Source organism: Chryseobacillus diguaensis (assembly GCF_049220665.1).
Taxonomy (GTDB): domain Bacteria; phylum Bacillota; class Bacilli; order Bacillales; family Bacillaceae; genus Metabacillus_B.
This window is the reverse complement of the sequence record NZ_JBMKNV010000005.1, coordinates 231372-255592: the sequence shown is the minus strand read 5'-3', so window position 1 is coordinate 255592 and position 24221 is coordinate 231372. Positions and strand designations below refer to the sequence as shown.

The 24221-nt window shown below is 39.9% G+C and carries 23 protein-coding genes and 2 pseudogenes; 17 read left to right on the top strand and 8 right to left on the bottom strand.

Translation table 11 applies throughout. The features are described 5' to 3' along the window. Positions 1-250 precede the first annotated feature (250 nt). Both ACOT8F_RS10885 and ACOT8F_RS10880 read right to left on the bottom strand, forming a co-directional pair. Entirely contained in the window at positions 251-583 is a 333-nt protein-coding gene (locus ACOT8F_RS10885) for a DUF3243 domain-containing protein (protein ID WP_421651860.1), read from the bottom strand. 137 nt (positions 584-720) lie between these two features. Continuing rightward, positions 721-1548, bottom strand: a pseudogene (locus ACOT8F_RS10880) (EcsC family protein). Positions 1549-1817: 269 nt separating this feature from the next. Here ACOT8F_RS10880 and ACOT8F_RS10875 point away from each other — a divergent pair. The 3 genes from ACOT8F_RS10875 to fumC all read left to right on the top strand — a co-directional run bounded on the left by ACOT8F_RS10875 (position 1818) and on the right by fumC (position 5401). Further along, positions 1818-3128 (top strand): VTT domain-containing protein, encoded by a 1311-nt coding sequence (locus ACOT8F_RS10875; RefSeq protein WP_421651859.1) that lies wholly within the window; start codon positions 1818-1820, stop codon positions 3126-3128. Between the two features lie 262 nt (positions 3129-3390). Then, complete coding sequence (locus ACOT8F_RS10870) at positions 3391-3936, top strand: GNAT family N-acetyltransferase (protein ID WP_421651857.1); 546 nt, start codon at positions 3391-3393, stop codon at positions 3934-3936. 76 nt (positions 3937-4012) lie between these two features. Further along, positions 4013-5401 (top strand): class II fumarate hydratase, encoded by a 1389-nt coding sequence (gene fumC, locus ACOT8F_RS10865; protein WP_421651856.1) that lies wholly within the window; start codon positions 4013-4015, stop codon positions 5399-5401. A gap of 63 nt (positions 5402-5464) precedes the next feature. On the opposite strand, the gene ACOT8F_RS10860 is transcribed toward fumC, so the two are convergent. Continuing rightward, a complete protein-coding gene (locus ACOT8F_RS10860) occupies positions 5465-6799 on the bottom strand; it encodes an MFS transporter (protein WP_421651854.1) in 1335 nt (444 codons plus the stop codon). A 242-nt stretch (positions 6800-7041) separates the two neighbouring features. Between ACOT8F_RS10860 and ACOT8F_RS10855 the strand changes: the two genes are divergently transcribed. From ACOT8F_RS10855 to ACOT8F_RS10840, 4 genes are all read left to right on the top strand, one after another. Next, positions 7042-8121, top strand: coding sequence for a DNA alkylation repair protein (locus ACOT8F_RS10855; RefSeq protein WP_421651853.1), 1080 nt, complete (start codon positions 7042-7044; stop codon positions 8119-8121). Between the two features lie 136 nt (positions 8122-8257). Further along, positions 8258-8716, top strand: a complete 459-nt coding sequence (locus ACOT8F_RS10850) for a GNAT family N-acetyltransferase (protein WP_421651852.1) — start codon at positions 8258-8260, stop codon at positions 8714-8716. 162 nt (positions 8717-8878) lie between these two features. Then, positions 8879-10054, top strand: a complete 1176-nt coding sequence (locus ACOT8F_RS10845) for a D-alanyl-D-alanine carboxypeptidase family protein (protein ID WP_421651850.1) — start codon at positions 8879-8881, stop codon at positions 10052-10054. A gap of 613 nt (positions 10055-10667) precedes the next feature. Continuing rightward, positions 10668-11930: a cation:dicarboxylate symporter family transporter gene (locus tag ACOT8F_RS10840; protein WP_421651848.1), complete on the top strand. Its 1263-nt coding sequence runs from the start codon at positions 10668-10670 to the stop codon at positions 11928-11930. A 56-nt stretch (positions 11931-11986) separates the two neighbouring features. Here the strand turns inward: ACOT8F_RS10840 and bacA are convergent, their stop codons facing one another. After that, positions 11987-12787 carry an undecaprenyl-diphosphate phosphatase gene (gene bacA, locus ACOT8F_RS10835; protein WP_421651847.1) on the bottom strand — a complete coding sequence of 267 codons (801 nt, stop codon included), beginning with the start codon at positions 12785-12787 and terminating at the stop codon, positions 11987-11989. Positions 12788-12926: 139 nt separating this feature from the next. Here bacA and ACOT8F_RS10830 point away from each other — a divergent pair, with 139 nt between their 5' ends. Continuing rightward, entirely contained in the window at positions 12927-13106 is a 180-nt protein-coding gene (locus tag ACOT8F_RS10830; protein WP_421651846.1) for a twin-arginine translocase TatA/TatE family subunit, read from the top strand. Positions 13107-13281: 175 nt separating this feature from the next. On the opposite strand, the pseudogene ACOT8F_RS10825 reads toward ACOT8F_RS10830, so the two are convergent. Further along, positions 13282-13383 (bottom strand): annotated as a pseudogene (locus ACOT8F_RS10825) (DUF6612 family protein); the annotation flags it as partial. Positions 13384-13583: 200 nt separating this feature from the next. Here ACOT8F_RS10825 and uptA point away from each other — a divergent pair. After that, complete coding sequence (uptA, locus tag ACOT8F_RS10820; protein WP_421651845.1) at positions 13584-14180, top strand: undecaprenyl phosphate transporter UptA; 597 nt, start codon at positions 13584-13586, stop codon at positions 14178-14180. 528 nt (positions 14181-14708) lie between these two features. Next, positions 14709-14972, top strand: a complete 264-nt coding sequence (locus ACOT8F_RS10815; RefSeq protein WP_421651843.1) for a DUF2573 family protein — start codon at positions 14709-14711, stop codon at positions 14970-14972. Between the two features lie 33 nt (positions 14973-15005). On the opposite strand, the gene ACOT8F_RS10810 is transcribed toward ACOT8F_RS10815, so the two are convergent. Both ACOT8F_RS10810 and ACOT8F_RS10805 read right to left on the bottom strand, forming a co-directional pair. Next, positions 15006-15359: a spore coat protein gene (locus ACOT8F_RS10810; RefSeq protein WP_421651842.1), complete on the bottom strand. Its 354-nt coding sequence runs from the start codon at positions 15357-15359 to the stop codon at positions 15006-15008. A gap of 19 nt (positions 15360-15378) precedes the next feature. Then, positions 15379-15639 carry a hypothetical protein gene (locus tag ACOT8F_RS10805; protein WP_421651840.1) on the bottom strand — a complete coding sequence of 87 codons (261 nt, stop codon included), beginning with the start codon at positions 15637-15639 and terminating at the stop codon, positions 15379-15381. A 240-nt stretch (positions 15640-15879) separates the two neighbouring features. Between ACOT8F_RS10805 and ACOT8F_RS10800 the strand changes: the two genes are divergently transcribed. Next, positions 15880-16797, top strand: coding sequence for a proline dehydrogenase family protein (locus ACOT8F_RS10800; protein WP_421651838.1), 918 nt, complete (start codon positions 15880-15882; stop codon positions 16795-16797). Between the two features lie 258 nt (positions 16798-17055). On the opposite strand, the gene ACOT8F_RS10795 is transcribed toward ACOT8F_RS10800, so the two are convergent. Next, positions 17056-17208 (bottom strand): YuzL family protein, encoded by a 153-nt coding sequence (locus ACOT8F_RS10795; RefSeq protein ID WP_421651836.1) that lies wholly within the window; start codon positions 17206-17208, stop codon positions 17056-17058. A 187-nt stretch (positions 17209-17395) separates the two neighbouring features. Between ACOT8F_RS10795 and ACOT8F_RS10790 the strand changes: the two genes are divergently transcribed. From ACOT8F_RS10790 to ACOT8F_RS10765, 6 genes are all read left to right on the top strand, one after another. After that, positions 17396-19780: a 3-hydroxyacyl-CoA dehydrogenase/enoyl-CoA hydratase family protein gene (locus tag ACOT8F_RS10790; protein ID WP_421651835.1), complete on the top strand. Its 2385-nt coding sequence runs from the start codon at positions 17396-17398 to the stop codon at positions 19778-19780. A 15-nt stretch (positions 19781-19795) separates the two neighbouring features. Beyond that, complete coding sequence (locus ACOT8F_RS10785) at positions 19796-20971, top strand: acetyl-CoA C-acetyltransferase (RefSeq protein WP_421651834.1); 1176 nt, start codon at positions 19796-19798, stop codon at positions 20969-20971. Positions 20972-21020: 49 nt separating this feature from the next. Then, entirely contained in the window at positions 21021-22805 is a 1785-nt protein-coding gene (locus ACOT8F_RS10780; protein WP_421651833.1) for an acyl-CoA dehydrogenase FadE, read from the top strand. A 186-nt stretch (positions 22806-22991) separates the two neighbouring features. Then, a complete protein-coding gene (locus ACOT8F_RS10775) occupies positions 22992-23348 on the top strand; it encodes an arsenate reductase family protein (protein ID WP_421651832.1) in 357 nt (118 codons plus the stop codon). A gap of 59 nt (positions 23349-23407) precedes the next feature. Further along, the gene (gene gcvH / locus ACOT8F_RS10770) at positions 23408-23791 is read left to right on the top strand and encodes a glycine cleavage system protein GcvH (RefSeq protein ID WP_421651831.1); all 384 of its coding nucleotides are present in this window, start codon (positions 23408-23410) and stop codon (positions 23789-23791) included. Positions 23792-23836: 45 nt separating this feature from the next. Next, entirely contained in the window at positions 23837-24091 is a 255-nt protein-coding gene (locus ACOT8F_RS10765; RefSeq protein ID WP_421651830.1) for a YusG family protein, read from the top strand. Positions 24092-24221: the final 130 nt, after the last annotated feature.

Here is a 24221-nt window from a genome sequence, read left to right as displayed (position 1 = left end):
AAAGAATTTCTATATCAGCAGTTATAATAAATATTGCTTTTGGGAATGGCTGATACGCTTGAAAGTAAAATTAAGGTCTGTGCCAAAAAATTAAAGATTTAAAAAACCTGCATCCTTAGGCAGGGCTGCAGGTATGAATAAAACAAAGTTTTTACTGCACTTTTCAAAAAAAGCAGTTCGGTTCACTTCTTATGAAAAGCATTTTCAGTCCGGTAACTCCTGAATTTCCGGATTCAATTTGCATGCAAGCTTATTTTTCATCTTGTGCGAGTTTCACCAGAATGTGACTGAAATGCTTTTTCTCTTCCTCATTGCTTACATTCCATAACTGATTCAGCAAATATTCTTCGCGATTTCTTGGCTCCTCATTGTCAGCTAAATAATCAGCTGTCTTTTTTGCTGCTGTAGCCATAACATCTTCACTAAGCCCCAATTTTTCTCCTTTGCTGACTTTGTCAGCTAAATAACCTTTGAAATGCTGAAAATTGCTAAGGACTTGATCCATATCCTCTTTACCCATAGAGTCGAGTTTTGAAGTGACCTTCTCTTCATTAATGGATGAATCTTTCGTTTGGTTCTCCATTTTTTACCACCTCCTGAGTTTATGCTTATTAGATTCCCGAAAAACAGGAAGATAAACTTAAACATATGACTAATATGCTAGGGGTGTTTTATTAAACCATGTTTAAATCGATTCAACCATTCATTTTTATCAATTCATTATTCAGGAGCAGGCAATGAAATAGATTCCTCCAATTTCTCCAAGCGATTGAGAGTTCTTCTCTTTTGATAAAGCATCGTTCCTGTTTCAGCAATGTCTTTAATCATTGACCGGTTTGTAAATGCGCCGAACACCATTCCTGCCACTGGAACCATTTGAAGCAGCTTTTTCCATCCATAATTATCCCTGTAGGTATAAATCACTTCCCGCCAGCCCTGAAGCTGGGAAACCATTTCACTCGAAGGAGTTCTATTGTGATAAGCCGCCAGTTCGTTTAAAATGGATTCTTTTCCTATCGTGTCTGCTGATGCAAACTGAAGACATTTGACGATAAAAACTCTCTCTTCCTTAGAGTTTGGTTCATATCCATGAGCAACAGCAATTTCCTGAAGGGTTTTAAGAGACAAACCAAGAAGAACTGGAATGTCTGCAGCCAGTGTAAACATTCCTCCGAAACCGGTTGTAGCTCCTTGCAGTGTTGCCGCAGTTTTTCGGCTGGTGATTAAGCTAAGGCAAACCTTCTTCATAGAAGAGAGAGGAACTTTTTTAACGTCTTCAATAGATTGAACAGTTTCTGAAGGGGTTTCTTCCTGGAGTTTTTTCAGCACCCATTTCGTTTGAGTCAGGTACTTTCCGCCTGATTAAAGATAATGCCCTAATTCATCAAGCACAGCGCTGATTTTATTCTGAATAAAAGCCGGAGTCAGCTTGTCCAGAATTTTAAAGGGAATTCTCCCGATGCGCTCCCAAAACCAAAGGCCTTTTTGGTCTTTTTCCCATTTTTCAATTTCTTTTAAATAACCAAGCAATTCTTCTTTTGATTCGATCAAATGCAAAACCTCTCTCTTAAATGGAGTATATTGCTATTATTCCCTATATACCCTGCAAAACCAAAAAGTTGACAGCTTGCAGAAGAAGGAATTCGGCAAAAATGTAAATGTTTCTTTATTTTGATAAAATGAGGACAATAATAAGGCGAGCTATTCTGTATCAAAACTCTTTTTTCTATATTAAATACGAGCGATCCTTTTAAAAAGGTTCATAAATGGGGCAATGCTGTTTCAATACAGCGGCAAGCCAGTTAAAGGTGATTAATATGATGCAGTTTTTTACGGGTTTAATTGAACAGTATGGTTATGCTGTCCTGGTTATTGCCCTTCTATTAGAGCTTATTGCTTTGCCCCTTCCAGGTGAATTTCTAATGGGGTACAGCGGCTTTTTAATCTATCAGCATAAATTGAATTGGGTGCTTTCCATTGGCGCTGCATCCCTTGGCGCATGCATCGGTATGACCATATCTTATTGGATCGGCTACAAGCTAGGTCCGCGCTTTTTCCAAAAATATGGCCATCGCGTACATATGGGGCCCGAAAGGCTTGAAAAACTATCTTCCTGGTTTGAAGAATATGGAAACAAATTGCTGATTATTGCCTACTTTATACCAGGAATCAGGCATATTACCGGCTACTTTTCCGGCATGACCCAGACCTCTTTTCGTACATATGCTGTTTATGCCTATATTGGAGCGTTCATTTGGACAGGTTCATTTATATCACTGGGGAAGCTGCTTGGGCCTAAATGGGAGCAATTTCACAGCTCAATAAAAAAGTATCTTCTGATCGGCAGTCTGATTGCCATTATTCTATTTGCTCTGATATATATTTACAAAAACTATCGGAAGCAGATTGAATCTTATTTTTTAAATCAGCTGGGCAGAGGAGTAAAAAGGTTTCATTCGATAAGGAAAATGAAAATTCTTATGGTAGCTGCTTCACTGATTTTCCTTCTTTTTACTGTTTCAGTTATTAGTCTTTCAGAAAGTTACCTTGATAATGAATTTCAGAAATTTAATATATTTATCGATACTATTGTTCCGCTTGTTTTTGATGAAAAGTGGAAACCGGTCATGTCCTTTTTCTATTATTGCACCTCTCCAAGAGTATTGATTTCTCTCACTGCTGTTTCTTTAATTTGGATTATGTTCAGAGGCAGGGAAAGAGTAATCGAAGGAATATTTCTTGCTGGAGCTGCTGCTGGCGGCGTTTATTACGAAGAATTGGTAAGACGAATTTTTCAATATTTTCATCCGGATCTGACAGCATTGGCAGCAAGTGATTCTTCGCCATTTCCAAATGAACAAACCCTATTGGCCTTTATTATTTATGGGGCTGTCGCATACTTGCTTGTCAGACACTCAAAAAGGGCAATTGCTCAAACCGCCATACCTCTTCTTGTTATCGCTCTTCTTGCGTTTATCGGCATTAGCAGGGTCTATTTTCACCTGCAGTATCCAAGTGATATTTCAGGAGGCTATGCCTTTGGAGGCCTATGGTTAAGCCTGAGTATTTTAATAATGGAGTTTTTCCGGTTTATGAAGCGGATGAAAGATGGCAGTTTCAGTGATTAAGGTGAAAAAGAAATAAGATTGCAGATGAAAGAAATAAACCGTGCAGAAAGAAAGAATTACTTGAATTTGCTTCTTCTTGCTGATGAAAGCGAAAAAAATAATACAAGGGTATCAATAAAGGAAGAATGTATAGCTTGCAGCTAGACAAGTACCCGGAGGCCATTTTGGAAAATGGCATAAAGGCAGCGGATATGATTATGATGGAAAAAAAGCTGAAGGATTAAAACTTTGGCAAATAACAGATGGTGAATGGGGGAGCCGGATGGGAATTCCAAAAATTATCGAAACAGATCGGCTAATATTAAGAGCAATAAAAGAACGGGATTCTGAAGCGCTATTCGAAATCTGGTCCCACCCTGAGGTCATTAAATTTATGAATATTTCTGCGATGGAGACTATTGAGGATGCACGCTCTATGATTCTTATTCTAGAGGCGCTTACTGAAAAAAAGGCAGGCTTCAGATGGACGATTATGCTAAAGGATTCAAGCAGAATTATAGGAACGTGCGGTTTTAATTATTTAGATGAGTATAATAAAAGAACAGAAATCGGCTATGAACTTGCGAGAGAACAATGGGGAAAAGGCCTGATGCGTGAGGCTCTATTATGGATTCTTCAAATCATCACCGAAGAAATGGGCTATAACCGGATTGAAGCTAAAGTAATGCCTGAAAATAAAAATTCAATCAGGCTTCTTGAAAAACTAGGGTTCTATTTTGAAGGAATTCTCAGACAGCACGAATATACAAAGGATATTTACCAGGATGTAGCCATGTATTCAAAGCTAAAAGAGGAAGGACTTTACTAGATATTGCTCGAAAAAGACAGAAAAAAGGGATTTTTTTGGCTGCTTTAGGGGAAATGACAAATTAGGAGGGATAAAGATGGAAACGAGAATTGAAAAAGATACAATGGGAGAAATAGAAGTACCTGCCGATAAGCTATGGGGAGCACAGACACAGAGGAGCAAGCAGAACTTTCGCATCGGTTCGGAAAAAATGCCAATGGAGGCTATTCGTGCTTTTGCTGTACTAAAAAGAAGTGCTGCCCTGGCCAATAAAGAGCTTGGGAAATTAAGCGAAGAAAAATCTGCGGCGATTCAGCTGGCATGCGATGAGATCCTGTCAGGGAGGCTGGATGACCATTTCCCTTTAGCTGTATGGCAAACAGGGAGCGGTACGCAAAGCAACATGAACGTTAATGAAGTTGTGGCCCGGCGCGGTAACCAATGGCTTAAGGAAAAAGGCATTGATGCCTCCATTCACCCAAATGATGACGTTAACATGAGCCAAAGCTCGAATGATACCTATCCGACAGCCATGCACATAGCAGCAGTGCTCGCAGTAAAAGACAAGCTTTTGGATTCCATAAAAGTTCTGGAAAAAACGCTGAAAGAAAAATCTGAGGCATTTTCGTCTGTGGTAAAGATCGGCCGGACACATCTTCAGGATGCAACGCCGCTCACACTTGGGCAGGAAATTAGCGGATGGGTACATATGCTGTCCAAATCCAAAAAGATGATTCAGGAGTCATCAGAGCATCTATTAGATCTAGCAATCGGAGGAACTGCAGTCGGCACAGGAATCAATGCACATCCTGAGTTCGGAAAGATGGTTGCGAAGGAAATTGAGAGCTATACAACCATTCCTTTCCGGTCATCAGTTAACAAATTTCATGCGTTAACCTCCCATGATGAGACCGTTTTTGTACATGGGGCGATAAAGGGGCTTGCTGCTGACTTAATGAAGATTGCCAATGATGTCAGATGGCTTGCAAGCGGTCCAAGAAGCGGGTTAGGTGAAATCCTCATTCCGGAAAATGAGCCAGGCAGCTCAATTATGCCGGGAAAAGTCAATCCTACTCAATGTGAAGCATTAACAATGGTTGCTGTACAGGTTATGGGAAATGACGCAGCGATCGGGTTTGCTGCAAGTCAGGGTAATTTTGAACTGAACGTGTTTAAGCCAGTCATTCTATACAACTTCCTGCAGTCGGTCAACCTGCTGAGTGATGCGATTCATTCCTTTAATGATCACTGTGCAATCGGCATCGAGCCCAACACAGAAGTCATCAGCAGAAATTTAAGCAATTCCCTGATGCTTGTCACGGCTTTGAATCCTCATATCGGTTATGAAAATGCCGCTAAAATAGCCAAGTATGCTCATAAGGAAGGGCTTACCTTAAAAGAAGCTGCATTAAAGCTTGACCTTCTTTCAGAAGAAGATTTTGATAGAATTGTCCGTCCTGAAGAGATGATTGGTCCTAAAGCTTAAGAAATGATATAAATTCTGATATTACAAAAGAACCCGCTGGCGTTTGCCAGCGGATTCTTTTTGTTAGATGGAGCTCGATTCATTGAGAGTTTTATTCGTTGTTTCAGGAGCGAGTGCGATACACACAATCAACCCAAGAAAGGTGATAGCTGCTCCGATGAGCATCGTTGGACCGATGCCAAGTCTTCCGAGGCCTATAGGGAATAAATAAGTTCCGAAGAATGCGCCTACCCTGCTGATTGAGGTTGCTGCTCCGACTGCTGTTCCTCGAATTTCCGTTGGAAATAACTCATTAGGTGCAAGCCAGTCCATTACATTCGGGCCCCCGGAAAAAATAGCATAAATAAGGAAACCGGCAAGAATGATGAACGCAGGCCCTTTAGGGAAAATGCCAAGAAGCAATATTCCGACTGTCATTGCCGAAAATGAAGTAATCATCAAAGGCCTGCGCCCCAATTTATTCACAAGAAGCAAAGCAGGTATGCAGCCAACAAGGAAGAAGGAACTGATGATAGCAAGTCCGTATCCGGCAGACCCTTCAAATAAATGATAGGCCTTCAGCATATCAGGACCAAAGGTGAGCATAGCGAATAGCGGAGCTACCTGACACATTTCAAACAACCCAATATACATAATCCTTTTAAAATAACCTTTGGAAAAAACTTTTTTAAAGCTTGTTTTTTCCAGTTCTTTATCAGGTACATCAATTTCGTCTACGGAAGCTTCAGGGCCATAGACTTTTTTAATAATTCTATCTGCTTCATCTTTCCGTCCCCTGCTTAGCAGCCAGCGGGGAGATTCAGGTGTTCCAGCTCTTAATAAAACAAGAATAACAGCAGGAATTGCACTGCTGGCCAGTATCCATCTCCAGGCATCAGGCCCAATCTGTAACATCCACTCCCCCGCTAAGTAGGCAACTGTAGCTCCAATATAGTATGAAAAAAGTGTTACTCCAACCATTGCTCCCCGATGTTTTTTAGGTGCAAATTCCGTCAGCAGGGAGGTAGCGATCGGGTAATCTGCTCCAACGGCTATTCCTAGAATGAGCCTGAGGAGAAACAGCTGCCATCCCTCTTGAACCCAAAACTGCAAAACAGAAGCAACAATTAAAATGATAAAATCCAGCGTATACATTAATTGCCTTCCAATCTTGTCAGTCAAATATCCGAAAAAACCGCCTAAGAAAATTCCAAGCAAAGCAGATGCTCCAATCAATCCGCTCCAGAAAGGACCCAAATGCAATTGAGGCGTTAACTGGGTTAAGGCCACCCCAATAATGCTTAATATATAGCCATCCAAAAAGGGTCCTCCTGAGGAATAGATGGTGAGCCTTAGATGAAAAGGGGTGAAGCCTGCTTCCTCAATAGCCGACTGTGTTTGATTATTCGACAAGTGCATCAACTCCTATCTAGATTCTCTTTAGTTTTAAGATTTACAGCTAGAACCTTTTTTAGTCAGCATTCCATTTCGATGAGCATTAATAACAGGCTTTGAAATCGAATGCCTCGTTATGTCGAATTTTCTTTACCTGTGGTTTTATACCATTTAGATGTGCTACTTAGAACCCTCTAGAGATTTGACTTATGAATAATAAAATCGTCAAAATGATAGAAGCAGAGAAAAGGAAATGAGGTAATTAGATGGCTGAAGAATTACGAAATGTTTTTAATGAGGAGTTTATAAAAGAGTTGAGTCTGTCTTTTAAAAAAGAGTACAGCTTATTTGACAGTCTGAAATTTTATAACCTAATTTTTCAAGAGGACTGGAAAGATCTTACCCTCAAACAGCGTATGAGAAGAATAACCAATTCATTAAAAGAAGTACTGCCAAGTGAATATACAAGAGCACTGAAAATTATATGCATCACTGCTCCACAATTCTCAGGAGGGCTGAGAGGTATTATTTTCCCTGATTATGTTGAACAATTTGGACTGGATTACTGGAATGAATCAATAGAGGCATTGGCCTTTTTAACAAAATATTCGACAGCTGAATTTGCAGTCCGTTCTTTTTTTCTAAAGGATCATCAGCGAATGATGGGCCAAATGATCACATGGTCACTTGATTCAAATGAACATGTCAGAAGATTAGCAAGCGAAGGAAGCAGGCCGCGGCTTCCATGGGGAATGGCCGTTCCTTCTATAAAACAAAATCCTAAACAAACTCTTCCCATTCTTAACAATCTAAAGGAAGATCCTTCTCTTTATGTCCGCAAAAGCGTTGCTAATCATCTAAATGATATTTCTTACATCAAACCGGAGCTTGTCCTTAGACTTGCTGGCGAATGGTTTGGCGCGAGTAAACATACAAATTGGATCATCAAGCATGCTTGCCGGTCTTTACTGAAGAAGGGGAACAAGCAAGCTCTGTCACTCTTTGGATACAATGATGAACCAGGGATCATAATAAACAATTTAGCTGCTGATCACGAAACGATTAGGATTGGTGAAAGCATCAGCTTTTCATTTGAGATAACCACTTTAAAAACACTGCCTTTAAGAGTGGAATATGGAATTGATTATGTAAAATCGAGGGGGGAAAGAAGCCGCAAGATCTTTCATTTGAAAACATTTGAATTGAAGGAAAACGAATCTGCAGTCATAAACCGCAGTCACTCTTTTAAAAATTTAACGACAAGAAAACATTACAAAGGAATTCACACTTTATCTATTATGATCAATGGAGCTGTTAAAGCAGTTTTAGACTTCACAATTGAGTGATATTACAAAAAAAGAACTTTTTTAACTAATTTGAGAAAAAAGGCTTAGAAATAAGTTTTGTATTAGTTTATCTAGTATTAACATCCTTGAAAAACTAAAATAAATATAGGACATAACAACGCGATGGGGGAAAATAATGGAGATTTTAACGGAAAGACTAAAGCTTTTACCAGTACCTAATAAACCTTTACAGCTTGTATCGGATTATGAACTAGGGGACCATGTTAAAAATTACCTTCGTGATGTTGCTGCAAATAATGCCATTATAGGGTGGGGAGTATGGGCAATCATTCGAAGAGAAGATGATCATATGATTGGTGATTTAGGGTTTAAAGGGAAACCAAATCTTGATGGCAGTGTTGAAATTGGTTATGGTTTAGCGCCTTCAGTCCGGAATAATGGCTATGCTACAGAGGCTGCCAAAGCTTTAATGGAATGGGCTTTCGCAACAGGTAAAGTACATAAAGTCATTGCTCAATGTCTGAAGGAAAATGCGGCTTCTATAAAGGTTTTGAAAAAGCTTGGTATGATGCAGACGCACTCTGACGAGGAAATGATCTACTGGGAAAGAAATAGATATTTGAATGATAGATAAATAGTCCTGTTTCCGAAAGTTACTTATTTCAATCACTTCCTGATCATTGCTTTTAATGAAACAATATACAAATCATTGAATATTTTTACATTGTTATTTATCTTTTCAGTTGTTATCCTAATGTAGGATTTTAAGGAACAGGATACTTGAGGGGTACATAACATGAACAAAATTTTCAGATGGATGACCTTTTTTATAACCGCAATGATACTGGCTGCCAACCAGCTGCCAGCTAAAGCTGCAGAACAGAAAAGCCCTCATTTAGAGAGCGAGGCAGCAGTACTGATTGACAGCAAATCAGGACAGATACTAGATGCAAAAAACAGCCGTTCGAAAATGAGTCCGGCAAGTATCACAAAAGTAGCAACAGCGATATACGCGATCGAAAAAGGAAATCTGAATGATGAAGTAACAGTAAGCCAAAAAGCAAGGAATGTAGACGGAACAAGAGTTTATCTTGAAGCTGGCGAGAGGGTCACTCTCAAGCATCTTATTCAAGGGCTGCTTATTAATTCAGGAAACGATGCAGGAGTGGCTATTGCTGAGCATATGAGCGGGAGCACGGAAGCTTTTGCAAAGGATTTAAATGCCTATTTAGCGAATGAAATTGGAGTTAAACATACTCATTTCACTAATCCTCATGGACTCTACAACCCAGAACATTACACCACTGCTGAAGATATGGCTATCATTACGAAGCACGCGCTGCAATATCCGGAATTCAGGAAAATCTTTGGAACAGTTAAGCTGAAATGGACAGGCGAAAAGTGGAAAACAACTCTTTATAATCATCACAGGCTTCTGCATGAACACTACAGTAACATTACTGGCGGGAAGAACGGCTATGTTGCTCAGGCAGGTTTTACTCTAGTAACGGCAGCTGAAAAAAATGGTTTAAATCTGATCGCAGTAACTCTCAAAGCGCCATCTGATCAAGCCTCGTATGATGATACAATCAGACTGCTGAATGATGGATTCTCTCACTTTCAATCAGGGAGAATTTCAAATTCAATTGCTTTTGAAAATGATCAAGGGAAGGAATTCCATCTGAAGGAGCCGCTCTTTTATACGAAAAGAAAAAATGAAACCATTAAAACGAATGTGACATCTGCGGGAGTACTGGAAGTGAAAGGCGAGGATGGCAGAGTACTAACTTCCAGCTCTTTAGAACCTGATAAAAAGCAAATGAAAGAAAAGCTCCTGAGTGCAGCAACAGTTTCAAAAGACGTATCTCCTTCAGCCATTCTGACCAGTCATTTTCACTGGGTTATCCTGCTCTCGATCGTATTCGTCATGCTATTTGGCGCAGTATTTTTTCTGCAGGCTAAGAGGTTATGAAAGTTTTCCGTTATAGTGAATAATGGTTAGTTATAAACTAGCAATAGAAGAATGGCGTGCCGATTGGCACGCCATTTCATTTTAGGTGTACCACAATTTTCTTCTATATTGTGCAATTCTATGTATACAAAAAAACCTTTTTCAAATATAATGTTAAATAGCACATTCTAGATTTTTTAGTTTAAAAAAGTATAAAATGAATTAAATATTTCTAGTAATTTGTGGATAAAATCCACTAGGAAAATCTTGATTTTAAAGGGTGTAAACGAAAAATAAGCGCAATTGAGAGCGCAAAATTTACGGAATTTGTCGAAAAAATGTTGAGAAAATTTAATTTTTAATATAATATACAGAAATATCAGCGCTTTTTTATACTTGTCCTCATGCTGTATAAACCTCGTTTTTTGGCAATGTTCTCTTTTATTTAGGCTGTCTCACAAGAGTCATTAAGGTTCCATGACCTTAAGAAGCTCGAACCAGCACTTTTCCATGAGGCATCTCTTCTTAATTATTCAGGAAAAATCTCTTTTTAGAATATCTAAATAAGAGTTGAACGCAACCAGGCTTTAGAACCAGCCTTAATTAAAAAATTTATGATTCAGGGGTGATTTTATTGAAGAAAATTGGACTGGCATGGCAAATCTTAATAGGTCTGATTCTCGGAATTACGGTTGGCGCAATTTTTTACGGCAATCCTGATCTTCCAACATATCTTCAGCCGATCGGTGATATCTTTCTTCACTTGATCAAAATGATTGTTATTCCAATTGTCATTTCTACCATCATTGTTGGGGTAGCAAGTGTAGGAGATACAAAAAAGCTTGGGAAGCTGGGCTTTAAAACCATCCTCTATTTTGAAATTATTACAACGGCAGCGATTGTTATCGGATTATTCGCCGCTAACGTATTTCATCCAGGCAGCGGCATAGATATGAATCACATGCAAAAAACAGATATTTCTAGCTATAAAGGAACAGCTAGTGAAGTTGGCAGTCAAGGCCTTGCGGAAACCTTCGTTCATATTGTTCCAAGCAATGTGTTTGAATCTATCGTAAAAGGCGATATGCTGCCGATTATTTTCTTCTCTGTACTATTCGGTTTGGGAATTACGGCCATTGGAGAAAAAGGCAAACCAGTTTTGGCTTTTTTCGAGGGAACAGCTAACGCTATGTTCTATGTAACGAATCAAGTCATGAAGTTTGCGCCCTTAGGGGTTTTTGCATTGATTGGGGTAACGGTGTCGAAATTCGGACTCGATTCTCTCGTTTCTTTAAGTAAGCTGGCAGTTCTTGTGTACGTCAGTATGGCCTTCTTTATTATCGTGGTGCTGGGGCTTGTTGCAAAATTTGTTGGGGTTAATATTTTTCACATTATCCGTCTTCTCAAAGACGAATTGATTTTAGCCTACTCAACATCAAGCTCTGAAACGGTTTTGCCTAGAATTATGGAGAAAATGGAGAAGTTCGGAGTGCCAAAGCCGATCGTATCCTTTGTCGTGCCAACAGGCTACTCTTTCAACCTGGATGGATCCACACTCTATCAGGCGATCGCAGCGGTCTTTATAGCTCAAATGTATAATATTCATTTGTCGATTGGTACACAAATTACATTAGTGCTTGTACTTATGGTTACGTCTAAAGGTATTGCAGGCGTTCCTGGCGTTTCCTTTGTCGTCCTCCTGGCTACATTAGGTTCTGTAGGCATACCGCCGGAAGGATTAGCCATTATTGCAGGGATTGACCGGATTCTTGATATGGCAAGAACAGTCGTTAACGTAGTTGGAAACTCACTCGCTACTGTTGTTATTGCAAAATGGGAAGGTCAATTTAAACAAAATCCAGATGCATTGAAAGAGTCAAAAGTGAAATCTGCATAAAATAAAAATGGCTGTCACAATATGTGACAGCCATTTTTTATAAAAGTAAATCAATCTTATAGTACTTGGAAAATCAAGAATACAATGGCCAGTACGAAACGATAGATGGCAAAAGGAGTCAGTTTCACTTTTGATAGAAGTCTCAAGAAGGAAACAATTGCAATCATCGCAACGATGAAGGCTGAAATAAAACCAGCAGCAAACATTGGAATGTCACTTGCTGAAAGAATGTCCATGCTTTTGACAAGATCAAGTCCGCTTGCTGCAAACATGATCGGAACTGCAACGATAAAGGTAAATTCTGCAGCTGTTTTATGCGTCATTCCAAGAAGAAGTCCGCCTGCAATCGTTGCACCTGAACGGGAAAAACCTGACCAGAGAGCAAGTACTTGGAACAGCCCAACGCCAAAGGCTTGCTTATAAGTGACTTCATCAAGACTTGCAGCCGTAACAGGTGTTTTCTTTTTTTCTGCAAAAATCATGAAAATACCGCCGACAACAAGAGCGCAAAGCACAGGAATTGGGTGGAACAAGACATTTTTAATGAAATCACGCAGCAAGAGCCCTACGATTACTGCCGGAATCATTGCCAAAATAACATGGATCAGATTCAGTTTTCCGCTTACAGAATGGTGATCATTTTTATAAAATCCGAATAAACTCCATAGCCTTTTCCAGAAAACGACGACAACAGCCAGAATGGAACCCAGCTGGATCACTACTTCGAAAACTGATGCTTTTTCACCGGTAAAACCAAGTAAACTTCCCACTAAAATTAAATGGCCTGTGGAGGAAACTGGCAAAAATTCGGTCAGTCCTTCAACCAGACCCATAATTATTGCTTTAATAATGTCCATATACCTTCGTACACATCCTCTGACTTATGGAATATTTTTCTTGTGAAAAAAAGAATTCACTTTGCAAATTATAAAGCAATAGCCTATAATTTTCTATAGTAAATGTATGAAAAACTGACCGCAAAAGGTGGGAGAAAAAATGCCAAACTTAGGATTTGGGGAAATTCTATTAATTGTTTTTGTGGCACTGCTTTTGTTCGGTCCAAAGAAACTTCCTGAATTAGGGAAAGCAGCAGGGAAAACACTCAGGGAGTTCAAGAATGCTACTAAAGGCATTATGGAGGATGAAGATGAGAAACAGGTTAAAAAACCTGAATAATTTTCTTAGAATGGCTGGGCCAGATGGTCTAGCCTTTATTTTTTGAAAAATCAAAACTTTTTGTTCCTAGTTCTAAACCCATACCAATAGCAACAATCTTTGCGAAAGCAGCCTTTGATGAACTCTGTTTATTTCCCCGCTTCCTTCATATCAAAAGCATTTCTCCATAACTTCTTTAGGAATCTAATGCCCCTACTTTATTATAGTCATTGATTGTACCATCCATTTTCTGAGTCATGTTAACTTTTTGGCCTTGAGTTGCCAATTCCATCTCAGTGTGGAATTTTGTAGAGAAGTCTTTTTATTAATTTCAGCAATCATTTCAAATTTTTTGATAGTAATCAAGTTTCCCTAAATCTCCTAAAAAATCACTCTTATGATGTTTCCTATTGAAAACATCTATTAATTAATGGTTGAATAGATATTACGATGAGAAGTAAGATAGAAAGAGTAGATTGATAAGAAGAGGAGTACAATATGGGGACTTTATTTTACAGCATTCTGGATTGGCTTGCCGGACTTGGTTATTTTGGTGTGGCAATCGGCTTAATGATTGAAATTATTCCGAGTGAGATCGTCCTCGGTTACGGGGGTTATCTGATTTCCCTGGGCAAAATAAATTTCTTTGGTGCTTTACTTGCAGGTACAATCGGTGGGACCATTGCCCAGTTATTCCTTTATTGGATTGGGTACTATGGCGGGAGACCTGTTCTTGAAAAGTATGGGAAATATCTATTAATAAGAAAAAAGCATCTGGATCTTTCTGAAAAATGGTTTCAAAGGTACGGGCCTGGTGTTATTTTTTCAGCGAGATTCATACCTGTCGTCAGGCATGCGATTTCCATTCCTGCGGGAATTGCCAAAATGTCTGTTTGGCGCTTTACCGGCTATACAGTAGCTGCGATCATACCGTGGACAATACTATTTTTGAATCTCGGCATGAGGCTTGGCGGCAACTGGAAAGAAGTGAAGGAAAAGGCACAGCCTTTTGTTGTGCCGCTTATTGTGATTTTTATCATTGTTATGGTTGTTTATATTTTGGTAAAGAGAAAAGGCAAAAAAGAAATAGTATAGAAGAAAAGAGCGGACAGTTCACCCTCAGGAGGATATTCTTACAGGGTGAATCCAAAAGGCTGCAGACATTCTGCAGCCTTTTGTTTTTTACTATTGAACTCATTGCAGCTGAGAAAGTACGAGCGAGCACAATAGGCCAAGCGAGGAGATCATGCCTACTATTGGTCATAACCCCCACCTGCTCTCGATAAAATCATTTCTATACCCTATTTCCACTTTGAGGCAGGGCGTAAACTCGGATTTTAAGGTGCACTGGCAGATGAGTAAACGGGTTGTTGATTGTTATACTGTACCCATTAACCAGGACCCTTTAAAGCAGCGTGGACAGGTCCTAAAGATAATTGGCACAATAATATTAAGGGTATAAAGGAATGGGGGACATATCTTTAGTTTGCTAGTACAATGGGGACAGAGCATCGGTCTTCTTAAATAAAAATCACTAAAAACAGCTAAACCGCCTGCTGTATGCAAATAGCCCAAAATGTGAAACCTGTTCTAAAAAGTGAGTAAAGGAGAGTGCATTATATTATGGAAGAAAGGCTGAAAGAGCAATTTGATGGATTGCTTGAAAAATATACTGAATTAATGCTTGGTGAGACTGCTCCTGAATATAAGGAGAAGATACAAATGTGGGCTCTTTATACCTTTATATCCAAGTCAATGCCTCCATTGGTTAAGCATTGGAACAGTGAGTACCCTGAAGGAAAAGAAAAGATAATGAAGATCATAAAAGAAATAAAAAAGCTGAATGATCTGCATAGAGAAGTGAATGGCAAAAAGCCCGGAAAATAATATTCCGGGCTCTTGATTAAAATCACTCTGTTATTAATGCTTCATATTTTTATAAGGAGACTGCTGCTCAGCATAATCCGAGAATTGCTTGTAGCTTTGCTGCAATTTTTGCTGCTCAGCCATTTCAAGATTATACCAGCCATTTTTAAACATCAAGTCATATAAGTCTCTTTGGCATTTTTCTGTTTCATTATAAATCCCAAGCACTTCCTGATAGAGATGGCTGTTCGAGAATTCATGCAAAGCTGTGCTGTAGGAATTAGTCATATATTTCTCCGTTGCAAGCATATCATTGACGAAATCCCGTTCATTCATTTGGGGAGTTTTTGGAATCTGGGTTTCTGGATTTCCGACCTTGTTCTGACTTTGCTTCTGATTCTGATTCATAACAGATTCACCTCTTTCATTATTGAACTTGCTGCTGATTATTATTTGTCTGCAAAAGATTTAAAATTTGCTCATAGTGCCTGCTGTGCATTTCTCCTGCCTTGTTCAAGGAGTCTGAAAGTTCCTGATTTTGACATTGGGAAGCGAAAAAATGAGCTTTTTTCATGGCAAGCAGATTCCATGTAAGCATGTCAGTAATATACAAATGATCCTTAGAAGAGATCATAGCAGGGGGCTGCTGCATAATACCCTGCTGATTTTGGCTGTTTTGCTGCTGCATGTATCAAATTCCTCCTAGAGAATAGATTCAGAATTAGCGTTCCTCGAAAGGAAGAATTTATACGAAATGCCATATAAAAATTGAAGTGACAATATACGACAGAATGTTCGTTTTCATATATCCAAATTTTAAAAAAGATGATACAATTAAAATAATGAATGAATGCGCTTTATAAGGTAAATTTGTAAAATTTTATTTTTTAAAAATATTAATGTATGCGGTTGCAAGGGGGTCCATCTTATGGAACAAGTTATGCGTGATTTCTTCTTATTTCTTTCTAAAAACCGCGGTTTGACTAAAGTGGCAAAGAAATATGGTTTACGCTTTGGTGCAGGCCGTTTTGTTGCAGGAGAAACAGTTGATAAAGCAGTCCAGGTTATTCAGAAACTTAACACTAAAGGATTGGATGTTACGATTGATTACTTGGGAGAGTTTGTGGATAATGCTAGTGAAGCCAATGAAATGGCAGATAATTCAATTAAAGCTATTGAAGCGATCGGAAAAAATAATCTTAAATCCCAGCTGTCTTTAAAACTGACATCAATGGGGCTGGATATTTCTGAGCAGCTTGTAATGGATAATATGCGCAGAATACTCGAGGCAGCAAAAAGAAATGGTGTTTTTGTCACGATTGATATGGAAGATTATTCTCGCTGCGGCAAAACCATTGAGATTTTTAAAGAATTGAAAAAAGACTATGACAATATTGGAACGGTCATTCAAGCTTACTTGTACAGAACAGAGAATGATATGAAAGACCTCAATCCATACAGCCCAAATCTCAGACTCGTAAAAGGCGCTTACAAAGAATCGCCAAAGGTTGCTTTTCCTGAGAAAAAGGATGTAGACGAGAATTTCAAAAAAATCATTAAAATGCACCTGCTGAATGGAAATTACACAGCAATCGCTTCCCATGATGAAGCCATTATCGAATATACAAAGCAGCTTGTTGAAGAGCATAACATTCCATATGATCAGTTCGAGTTCCAAATGCTATACGGCATCCGCCCTGAAAGACAGCTTGAGCTTGTCAATGAAGGCTACAGGATGAGAGTATATGTACCATACGGAACAGACTGGTACGGATATTTCATGAGAAGGCTTGCTGAACGTCCTGCAAATGTTGCGTTTGTACTTAAAGGCGTATTAAAAAAATAAATGACTAGGCCGCCTTATAATAAGGCGGTTTTTCTTTTGGATTTTTATCTATCTTTATTCTTCAATCACAATTTCAAGAAGGAGCTGAGAATTTCTGCATTAATCGTAGAGGCAGCATTTGCATCAAAACGCTCGCTTCATATTTTAAGGCGTCTCTGCAGCTTATCATCGGAACCTTTTAAATGATGAAAGGGATCCCTTTATACATTAAATGGAATGGGCCATCCTCACCTTGATGAATAAATGACCCATTATCGGTTATTTGTTTCGATCCATATTCTGCTTTCCGTATTGCTGGTTGGTGCTTGTTCTTTTGCCGCCGCCATCCATTTCATTTGTCGGCCCTGCATTGCCCTTTACACTTGCAGAGCTGACGCCTGCCTTTGATGGGTCTTTTTTTAACCTTGCCATAATCAATCACCTCCCATTCTTAACATGCCATATGAATCTAAGATCATTCAGGAATGTGCCAAATCTTTACATGAAATTTGGGGAATTGTATTGAACAAATTTTCTAAATCTTTTATATTAGTAACAGAGGAACATTTTTTTTGTAAAAAAAATGAATGAGTATTCATTCAAATGAGGGGGAAAACAAATGGTCCAGCAAATTAAGAAGGCAGCTGTCCTGGGCTCAGGGGTTATGGGTTCAGGTATTGCCGCACATTTGGCAAACATCGGAATCCCTGTAATGCTTTTGGATATCGTACCGAAAGAAGCTACGGAAGAAGAAAAGAAAAAAGGCTTATCAATAGAAGATAAGGCTGTCCGAAACCGGCTTTCCGCTGGTGCCATTCAGAAACTGATTAAGCAAAAGCCCGCACCGCTTGCTTCCCGGGACAGTTTGAATCTTATAGAACCTGGAAATTTTGAAGATGACATGAATCGTCTGAACGATGTTGATTGGGTAATAGAGGTTGTCGTTGAGAATCTGGACATAAAGAAAAAGGTTTTCGAGCAGGTAGACCAGTACAGAAAGCAAGGAAGCATTATCAGCTCCAATACATCCGGGATTTCTGTGAACGCGATGGCAGAAGGATGTTCCGAAGATTTCAGAAAAAACTTTTTGGGTACACACTTTTTTAATCCCCCTCGCTATCTTAAGCTTTTGGAGGTCATCCCAACTGACGAAACAGATCCGGATATTGTTCAGTTTATGAAGCAATTTGGTGAAAATGTACTCGGTAAAGGAGTTGTTCTTGCTAAAGATACTCCGAACTTTATTGCCAACAGAATCGGCACATACGGAATTCTTGTGACTGTGAAAGAAATGCTTGAGGGCGGATACAGTGTAGGCGAAGTTGATTCCGTAACAGGTCCTTTGGTCGGGCGCCCGAAAAGTGCGACATTCAGAACGCTTGATGTCGTTGGATTGGATACGTTTAACCACGTGACTAAAAACGTATATGATAGCATTGAAGACAAAGAAAAAGAGGTCTTTAATATACCGGAATTTATGAAAAAAATGATCGATAATGGCTGGCTTGGAAGCAAGTCAGGACAGGGATTTTTCAAGAAGGAAGGAAAAGAAATTCTTGAATTGGATCCAGAAACGCTCGAATATGGCCAGCGTAAAAGGCTTCAAACACCTAGCATGGAAGCTGCCAAGCAGGCTAAGGGTTTAGAGGCAAAATTGAATGCGCTTATTTATTCTGGGGACAAAGCGGGCTCCCTGCTATGGAAAATCACCCTTCCTACATTGCTCTATTCTGCAAAATTATTAGGGGAAATATCTGATGACATTGTAGCAATCGACCAGGCAATGAAATGGGGATTTGGCTGGGATAAAGGACCCTTTGAAATCTGGGATGCTATCGGACTTGAAAAATCTGTGCTGCGTGCTGAAGAAGAAGGACTTGAAGTACCTGGCTGGATTAAGGATATGCTGTCTAAGGATCAACATTCTTTCTATATAAATGAAAATGGGGTCCAGTTTTACTATAAGGACGGAGAATATCGCCGTATTAACCAAAATCCGAAAACCATTCATTTGAAAGCACTCAAGCAAACAAATGGAGTTATTAAAAAGAATACGGGGGCAAGCCTCATTGATATCGGGGATGATGTAGCTCTTCTTGAATTCCATTCTCCGAATAATGCAATCGGCCTTGATATTATACAAATGATCAACTATGCAGTAGATGAAGCAGACCGGAATTATAAAGGGCTTGTCATCGGCAACCAAGGAAAGAACTTCTGTGTAGGCGCTAATCTTGCGATGATGCTGATGGAAGCTCAGGATGATAATTTCTTTGAAATTGAAATGGTTGTCAGTCATTTTCAGCAGGCAATGATGAAAATCAAATACAGTCCAAAGCCTGTAGTAGCAGCACCATTTGCAATGACTCTTGGAGGGGGAGCGGAAATTTGTCTTCCTGCAGCTAGAGTTCAGGCAGCGCCGGAAACCTACATGGGGCTTGTTGAGGTAGGGGTGGGCCTGATTCCTGGAGGCGGAGGCAATAAAGAATTGTACATTAGCCATCTCGATAATATTCCTAAAGGCATGCATTATGATCTGCAGGATGTAGCGAATAAAGTTTTCGAAACCATTGCAATGGCTAAGGTCTCTACTTCTGCAGCAGAAGCAAGGGAAACAAACTTCCTGAATGCAAGAGATCTTATCAGCCATAATGCCGATCATCTTCTTCATGATGCGAAACGCTCAGTTCTTCAGCTGCATGATAATGGCTATTTGCCGCCTGCACGCAAGAAAATACCTGTGACAGGTGAATCTGGATATGCAGCATTACGATTAGCGGCACACTCTATGCAGCTTTCAGGCTTTATTTCTGAACACGATGTGAAAATTGCCAACAAGCTTGCTTTTGTCATTGCAGGAGGAAGAGTTCCGTTTGGCACGGAAGTTGATGAGCAATACCTGCTGGATCTTGAGAAAGAAGCGTTTTTAAGTCTTGTTAGCGAAGGGAAATCACAGCAGCGGATGCAGCATATGCTCGTGAAAGGCAAACCGTTACGCAACTAAAAGGGGGCAGCAAAAATGAGGGAAGCGGTTATCGTAGCAGGTGCAAGGACGCCTGTTGGAAAAGCAAAAAAAGGAACATTGGCAAGTGTCCGGCCTGATGATTTAGGAGCACTTACAGTAAGAGAAACTCTTAAGCGTGCAAGCGGATATGAAGGCAATATTGATGACTTAATTATTGGATGCGCAATGCCGGAGGCTGAGCAGGGATTGAACATGGCCAGAAATATTGGGGCTCTTGCTGGACTTCCGGAAGATGTACCGGGAATCACGATAAACAGATACTGTTCTTCTGGTCTTCAAACCATTGCCTATGCAGCGGAAAGAATTATGCTTGGCCACGCTGATACGATTATTGCAGGCGGAGCCGAATCCATGAGCCTTGTGCCAATGATGGGCCACACAGTCCGTCCTAACATCAGGCTGGCTGAAGAAGCGCCGGAATACTACATGAGCATGGGGCATACAGCGGAACAGGTAGCGAACAAGTTCGGCGTATCCAGAGAAGATCAGGATGCTTTTGCTGTACGAAGCCATCAAAAAGCAGCAGCAGCCATTAAAGAAGGAAAATTTGATGATGAAATTGTTCCGGTTGAAGTCACACGCCGAACGGTTGGACCAGATAACAAACTGAAAGAAAAAACGATTCTGTTTTCAAAAGACGAAGGTGTTCGGGCAGACACGAATATCCAAACTCTTGGAAAGCTTAAAACAGCTTTCTCAGCAAGAGGAACAGTTACTGCAGGAAACTCATCCCAAACAAGTGACGGGGCAGCAGCCGTAATGGTTATGGATGCTGAAAAAGCAAATGCTCTTGGCCTGGCACCGATGGTTAAATTCCGCTCTTTTGCTGTAGGAGGAGTGCCGCCCGAAATTATGGGAATAGGCCCTGTTGCTGCTATTCCAAAAGCATTAAAGCTTGCAGGACTTGAGCTGAATGATATTGGTCTCTTTGAATTAAATGAAGCATTTGCTTCACAGGCGATTCAAGTTATACGCGAGCTTGGAATTGATGAAGAAAAGGTGAATGTTAACGGCGGAGCTATTGCACTAGGACATCCGCTTGGCTGTACTGGTGCTAAGCTGACTCTTTCACTCATTCATGAAATGAAGCGCCGTAACCAGCAATTTGGTGTTGTAACGATGTGTATCGGCGGCGGTATGGGAGCAGCAGGAGTATTTGAACTCGTTTAAACCACTTTTTCAATTTGGAAAAACTAATAAGAAGATGGGGGATCATATCATGGCACAAACGGAACAAAAGATTTTTAAGGGCGGAAGCTTTCTGATTGAGGAAGTCACATACGATCAGGTTTTTACTCCGGAGGACTTTACTGAAGAACATAAAATGATTGCGAAAACAACAGAAGATTTTGTTGTAAATGACGTTTTGCCGCACATTGATGAAATTGAAAACCATCAGTTTGATCTTTCTGTAAAACTTTTGAAGCAGGCTGGAGAACTAGGATTGCTAGGTGCAGATGTTCCTGAAGAATACGGCGGCATCGGCCTGGATAAAATCAGTTCAGCATTGATTAACGAGAAATTCTCTCGTGCTGGAGGATTTGCCTTGTCCTATGGTGCTCATGTAGGGATAGGGTCACTTCCAATCGTTTTGTTCGGTAACGAAGACCAGAAGAAAAAATATCTTCCATATCTCGCTACTGGAGAAAAATTGGCTGCTTATGCCCTTACTGAACCAGGTTCAGGTTCTGACGCACTTGGTGCAAAAACAACAGCTAAATTGAATGCCGAAGGAACTCACTACATCCTAAATGGAGAAAAACAATGGATTACAAACTCAGCTTTTGCTGACGTATTCGTTGTATATGCAAAAGTTGACGGCGAGCATTTCTCAGCATTTATTGTAGAACGCGAATTCCCTGGCGTTTCAACAGGGCCTGAAGAAAAGAAAATGGGGATTAAAGGGTCTTCTACAAGGACATTAATCCTTGAAGATGCACAGGTTCCAAAAGAAAATCTTCTTGGCGAACTTGGAAAAGGCCATGTGATTGCATTCAACATTTTGAACATCGGCCGCTACAAATTGGCTGTTGGAACGATCGGCGGTTCAAAACGCATCATTGATGTTTCCGTCAATTATGCCAATCAGCGCCAGCAATTTAAAACACCTATCGCTAAATTCTCTCTTATTCAGGAAAAGCTCGCTAACATGGCTTCCAGACTGTATGCAATGGAAAGCTCTGTATACCGTACAGTTGGTTTATTTGAAAGCCGCATGAGCCTCTTATCAGAAGAAGAGGCAAAGGACGGCCGTGCAGTCGCAGCATCAATTGCAGAATACGCGATTGAATGCTCTTTAAATAAAGTGTTTGGATCTGAAACACTTGATTATATTGTGGATGAAGGCGTACAAATTCACGGAGGATATGGATTTATGCAGGAGTATGAAGTAGAAAGAGCTTACCGCGATTCCCGTATTAACCGTATTTTCGAAGGAACAAATGAAATTAACCGTTTGATTGTTCCCGGAACTTACCTGCGCAAAGCAATGAAGGGTGAGCTTCCATTGCTTCAAAAAGCACAGGCTCTGCAGGAAGAGCTAATGATGCTGATGCCTGAAGAAGTTGGCGAAGGTACACTTGAGCAAGAAAAATACTTGCTGAAAAATGCGAAAAAAATCGGTTTGATGATTATGGGCCTTGCTGCTCAGAAATATGGCGAAAAACTTCAGCAGGAACAAGAGATCCTTGTGAATATCGCTGACATTGTCAGTGCAGTATATGCAATGGAATCTGCAATCCTTCGAACTGAAAAAGCTATTTCAGTATCAGGAGAAGAAAAAAGCAAGCAAAAACTTCTTTATACACAAGTTTTCTGCCAGGAAGCATTTAACCAAATTGAAGGCCATGCGAAAGAATCCCTTGTAGCAATCGAAAATGGAGATACGCTTCGCATGATGATCTCAGCTCTAAGAAAATTCACACGTCACACTCCAATTAACGTGATTGCGAAGAAACGCGAGATTGCAGCGAAAATTAATGAAGCAAACCGTTATGTAAATTAATAAATTTGAACAAATCAGCCCATCCTATATGGATGGGCTGATTTGTTTTCATAGGAAATATCTCTTCATCATCAAAAAGTGAAGCTAGGAAAAGGAATGAAGAAACTTTCGGCACTTCCTGTTATGCTTGTACAGTTGATTGTGATAATATGTTGATATGGATTGTTGATTTCAGGTGGTGAATACATGAGCCTATCATTTTATTGGTATCCAAAATGCGGTACATGCCGAAAAGCCAAAAAGTGGCTAGAAGACCATAATAAGTCTGTAAATGAGATACATATTGTGGAGCATCCGCCTTCAAAAGAAGAATTGAAATCATTGCAGGAAAAAAGCGGTATTGAATTAAAAAAATTTTTTAATACAAGCGGCCAGAAATACCGTGAGCTTGGCTTAAAAGATAAGCTGCCTCATATGAAGGAAGAAGAGATGCGTGAGATTCTTGCATCAGACGGAATGCTTATTAAGCGTCCTATTACAACTGATGGAAAAAGCGTAACGGTTGGCTTCAAAGAAGAGCAATTTCAAGAAGTTTGGTTATAAAGGGAAGGTCATTGCTGCCTTTTCCATAAATACTAATGAGTAATCTGGAGGGAAATAAAATGAGTACACCAAAAGACTTGCGTTATTCTGAAGAACACGAATGGGTTAAAGTAGAAGGCGATAAAGTACGCGTTGGGATTACCGATTTTGCACAATCTGAATTAGGCGATATCGTATTTGTTGAACTTCCTTCAGTTGGAGACGAAATTAAAGCAGACGAGCCATTCGGCAGCGTCGAATCAGTTAAAACCGTTTCTGAGCTATATGCACCAATCAGCGGCAAGGTTGTTGAAATTAATGAAGACCTTGATGACAGCCCAGAATTCGTAAATGAGTCACCATATGAAAAAGCATGGATGATCGTGATCGAACCGAAAGATGCAACTGAAATTGAAAACCTGATGACTTCTGAGCAATATGAGGAAATGACAAAAGAAGCGTAATAAGCATGATGAATTCTTGACTTGGACAACCTACCAGTAAGGGGGGTGTTCAAGTTGGCTATAGAAAAACAGAGAGTAGAAATAACAAACCGTGTAACTGGAAAGTTTTCTGATGGACAATTTCATTTATATGCAAATGACGAACAAATCGGCCGCATGACATCTGGACCTGATGGGAGCAAATTTGAATTAAAAGAGGGCTATGAACACGATCAGAACCGCTTTTATCAAATGGCAGATATACCTTCAGGAACAACCCAGCAGTATGTTGACTGTGATGACGAAAACGGCTGGTGCTAAGCTTGACGGCAGTGGATTGTTCCACTGCTGTTTTGCGTTTTCTTCAAAAGGGCTTCTTACTTTCTTTATTGCTTATTAAACTTAAGTCCCAGTTAAAGCTAAATGTTGATTCTGTGCTGATTAAGGAGGG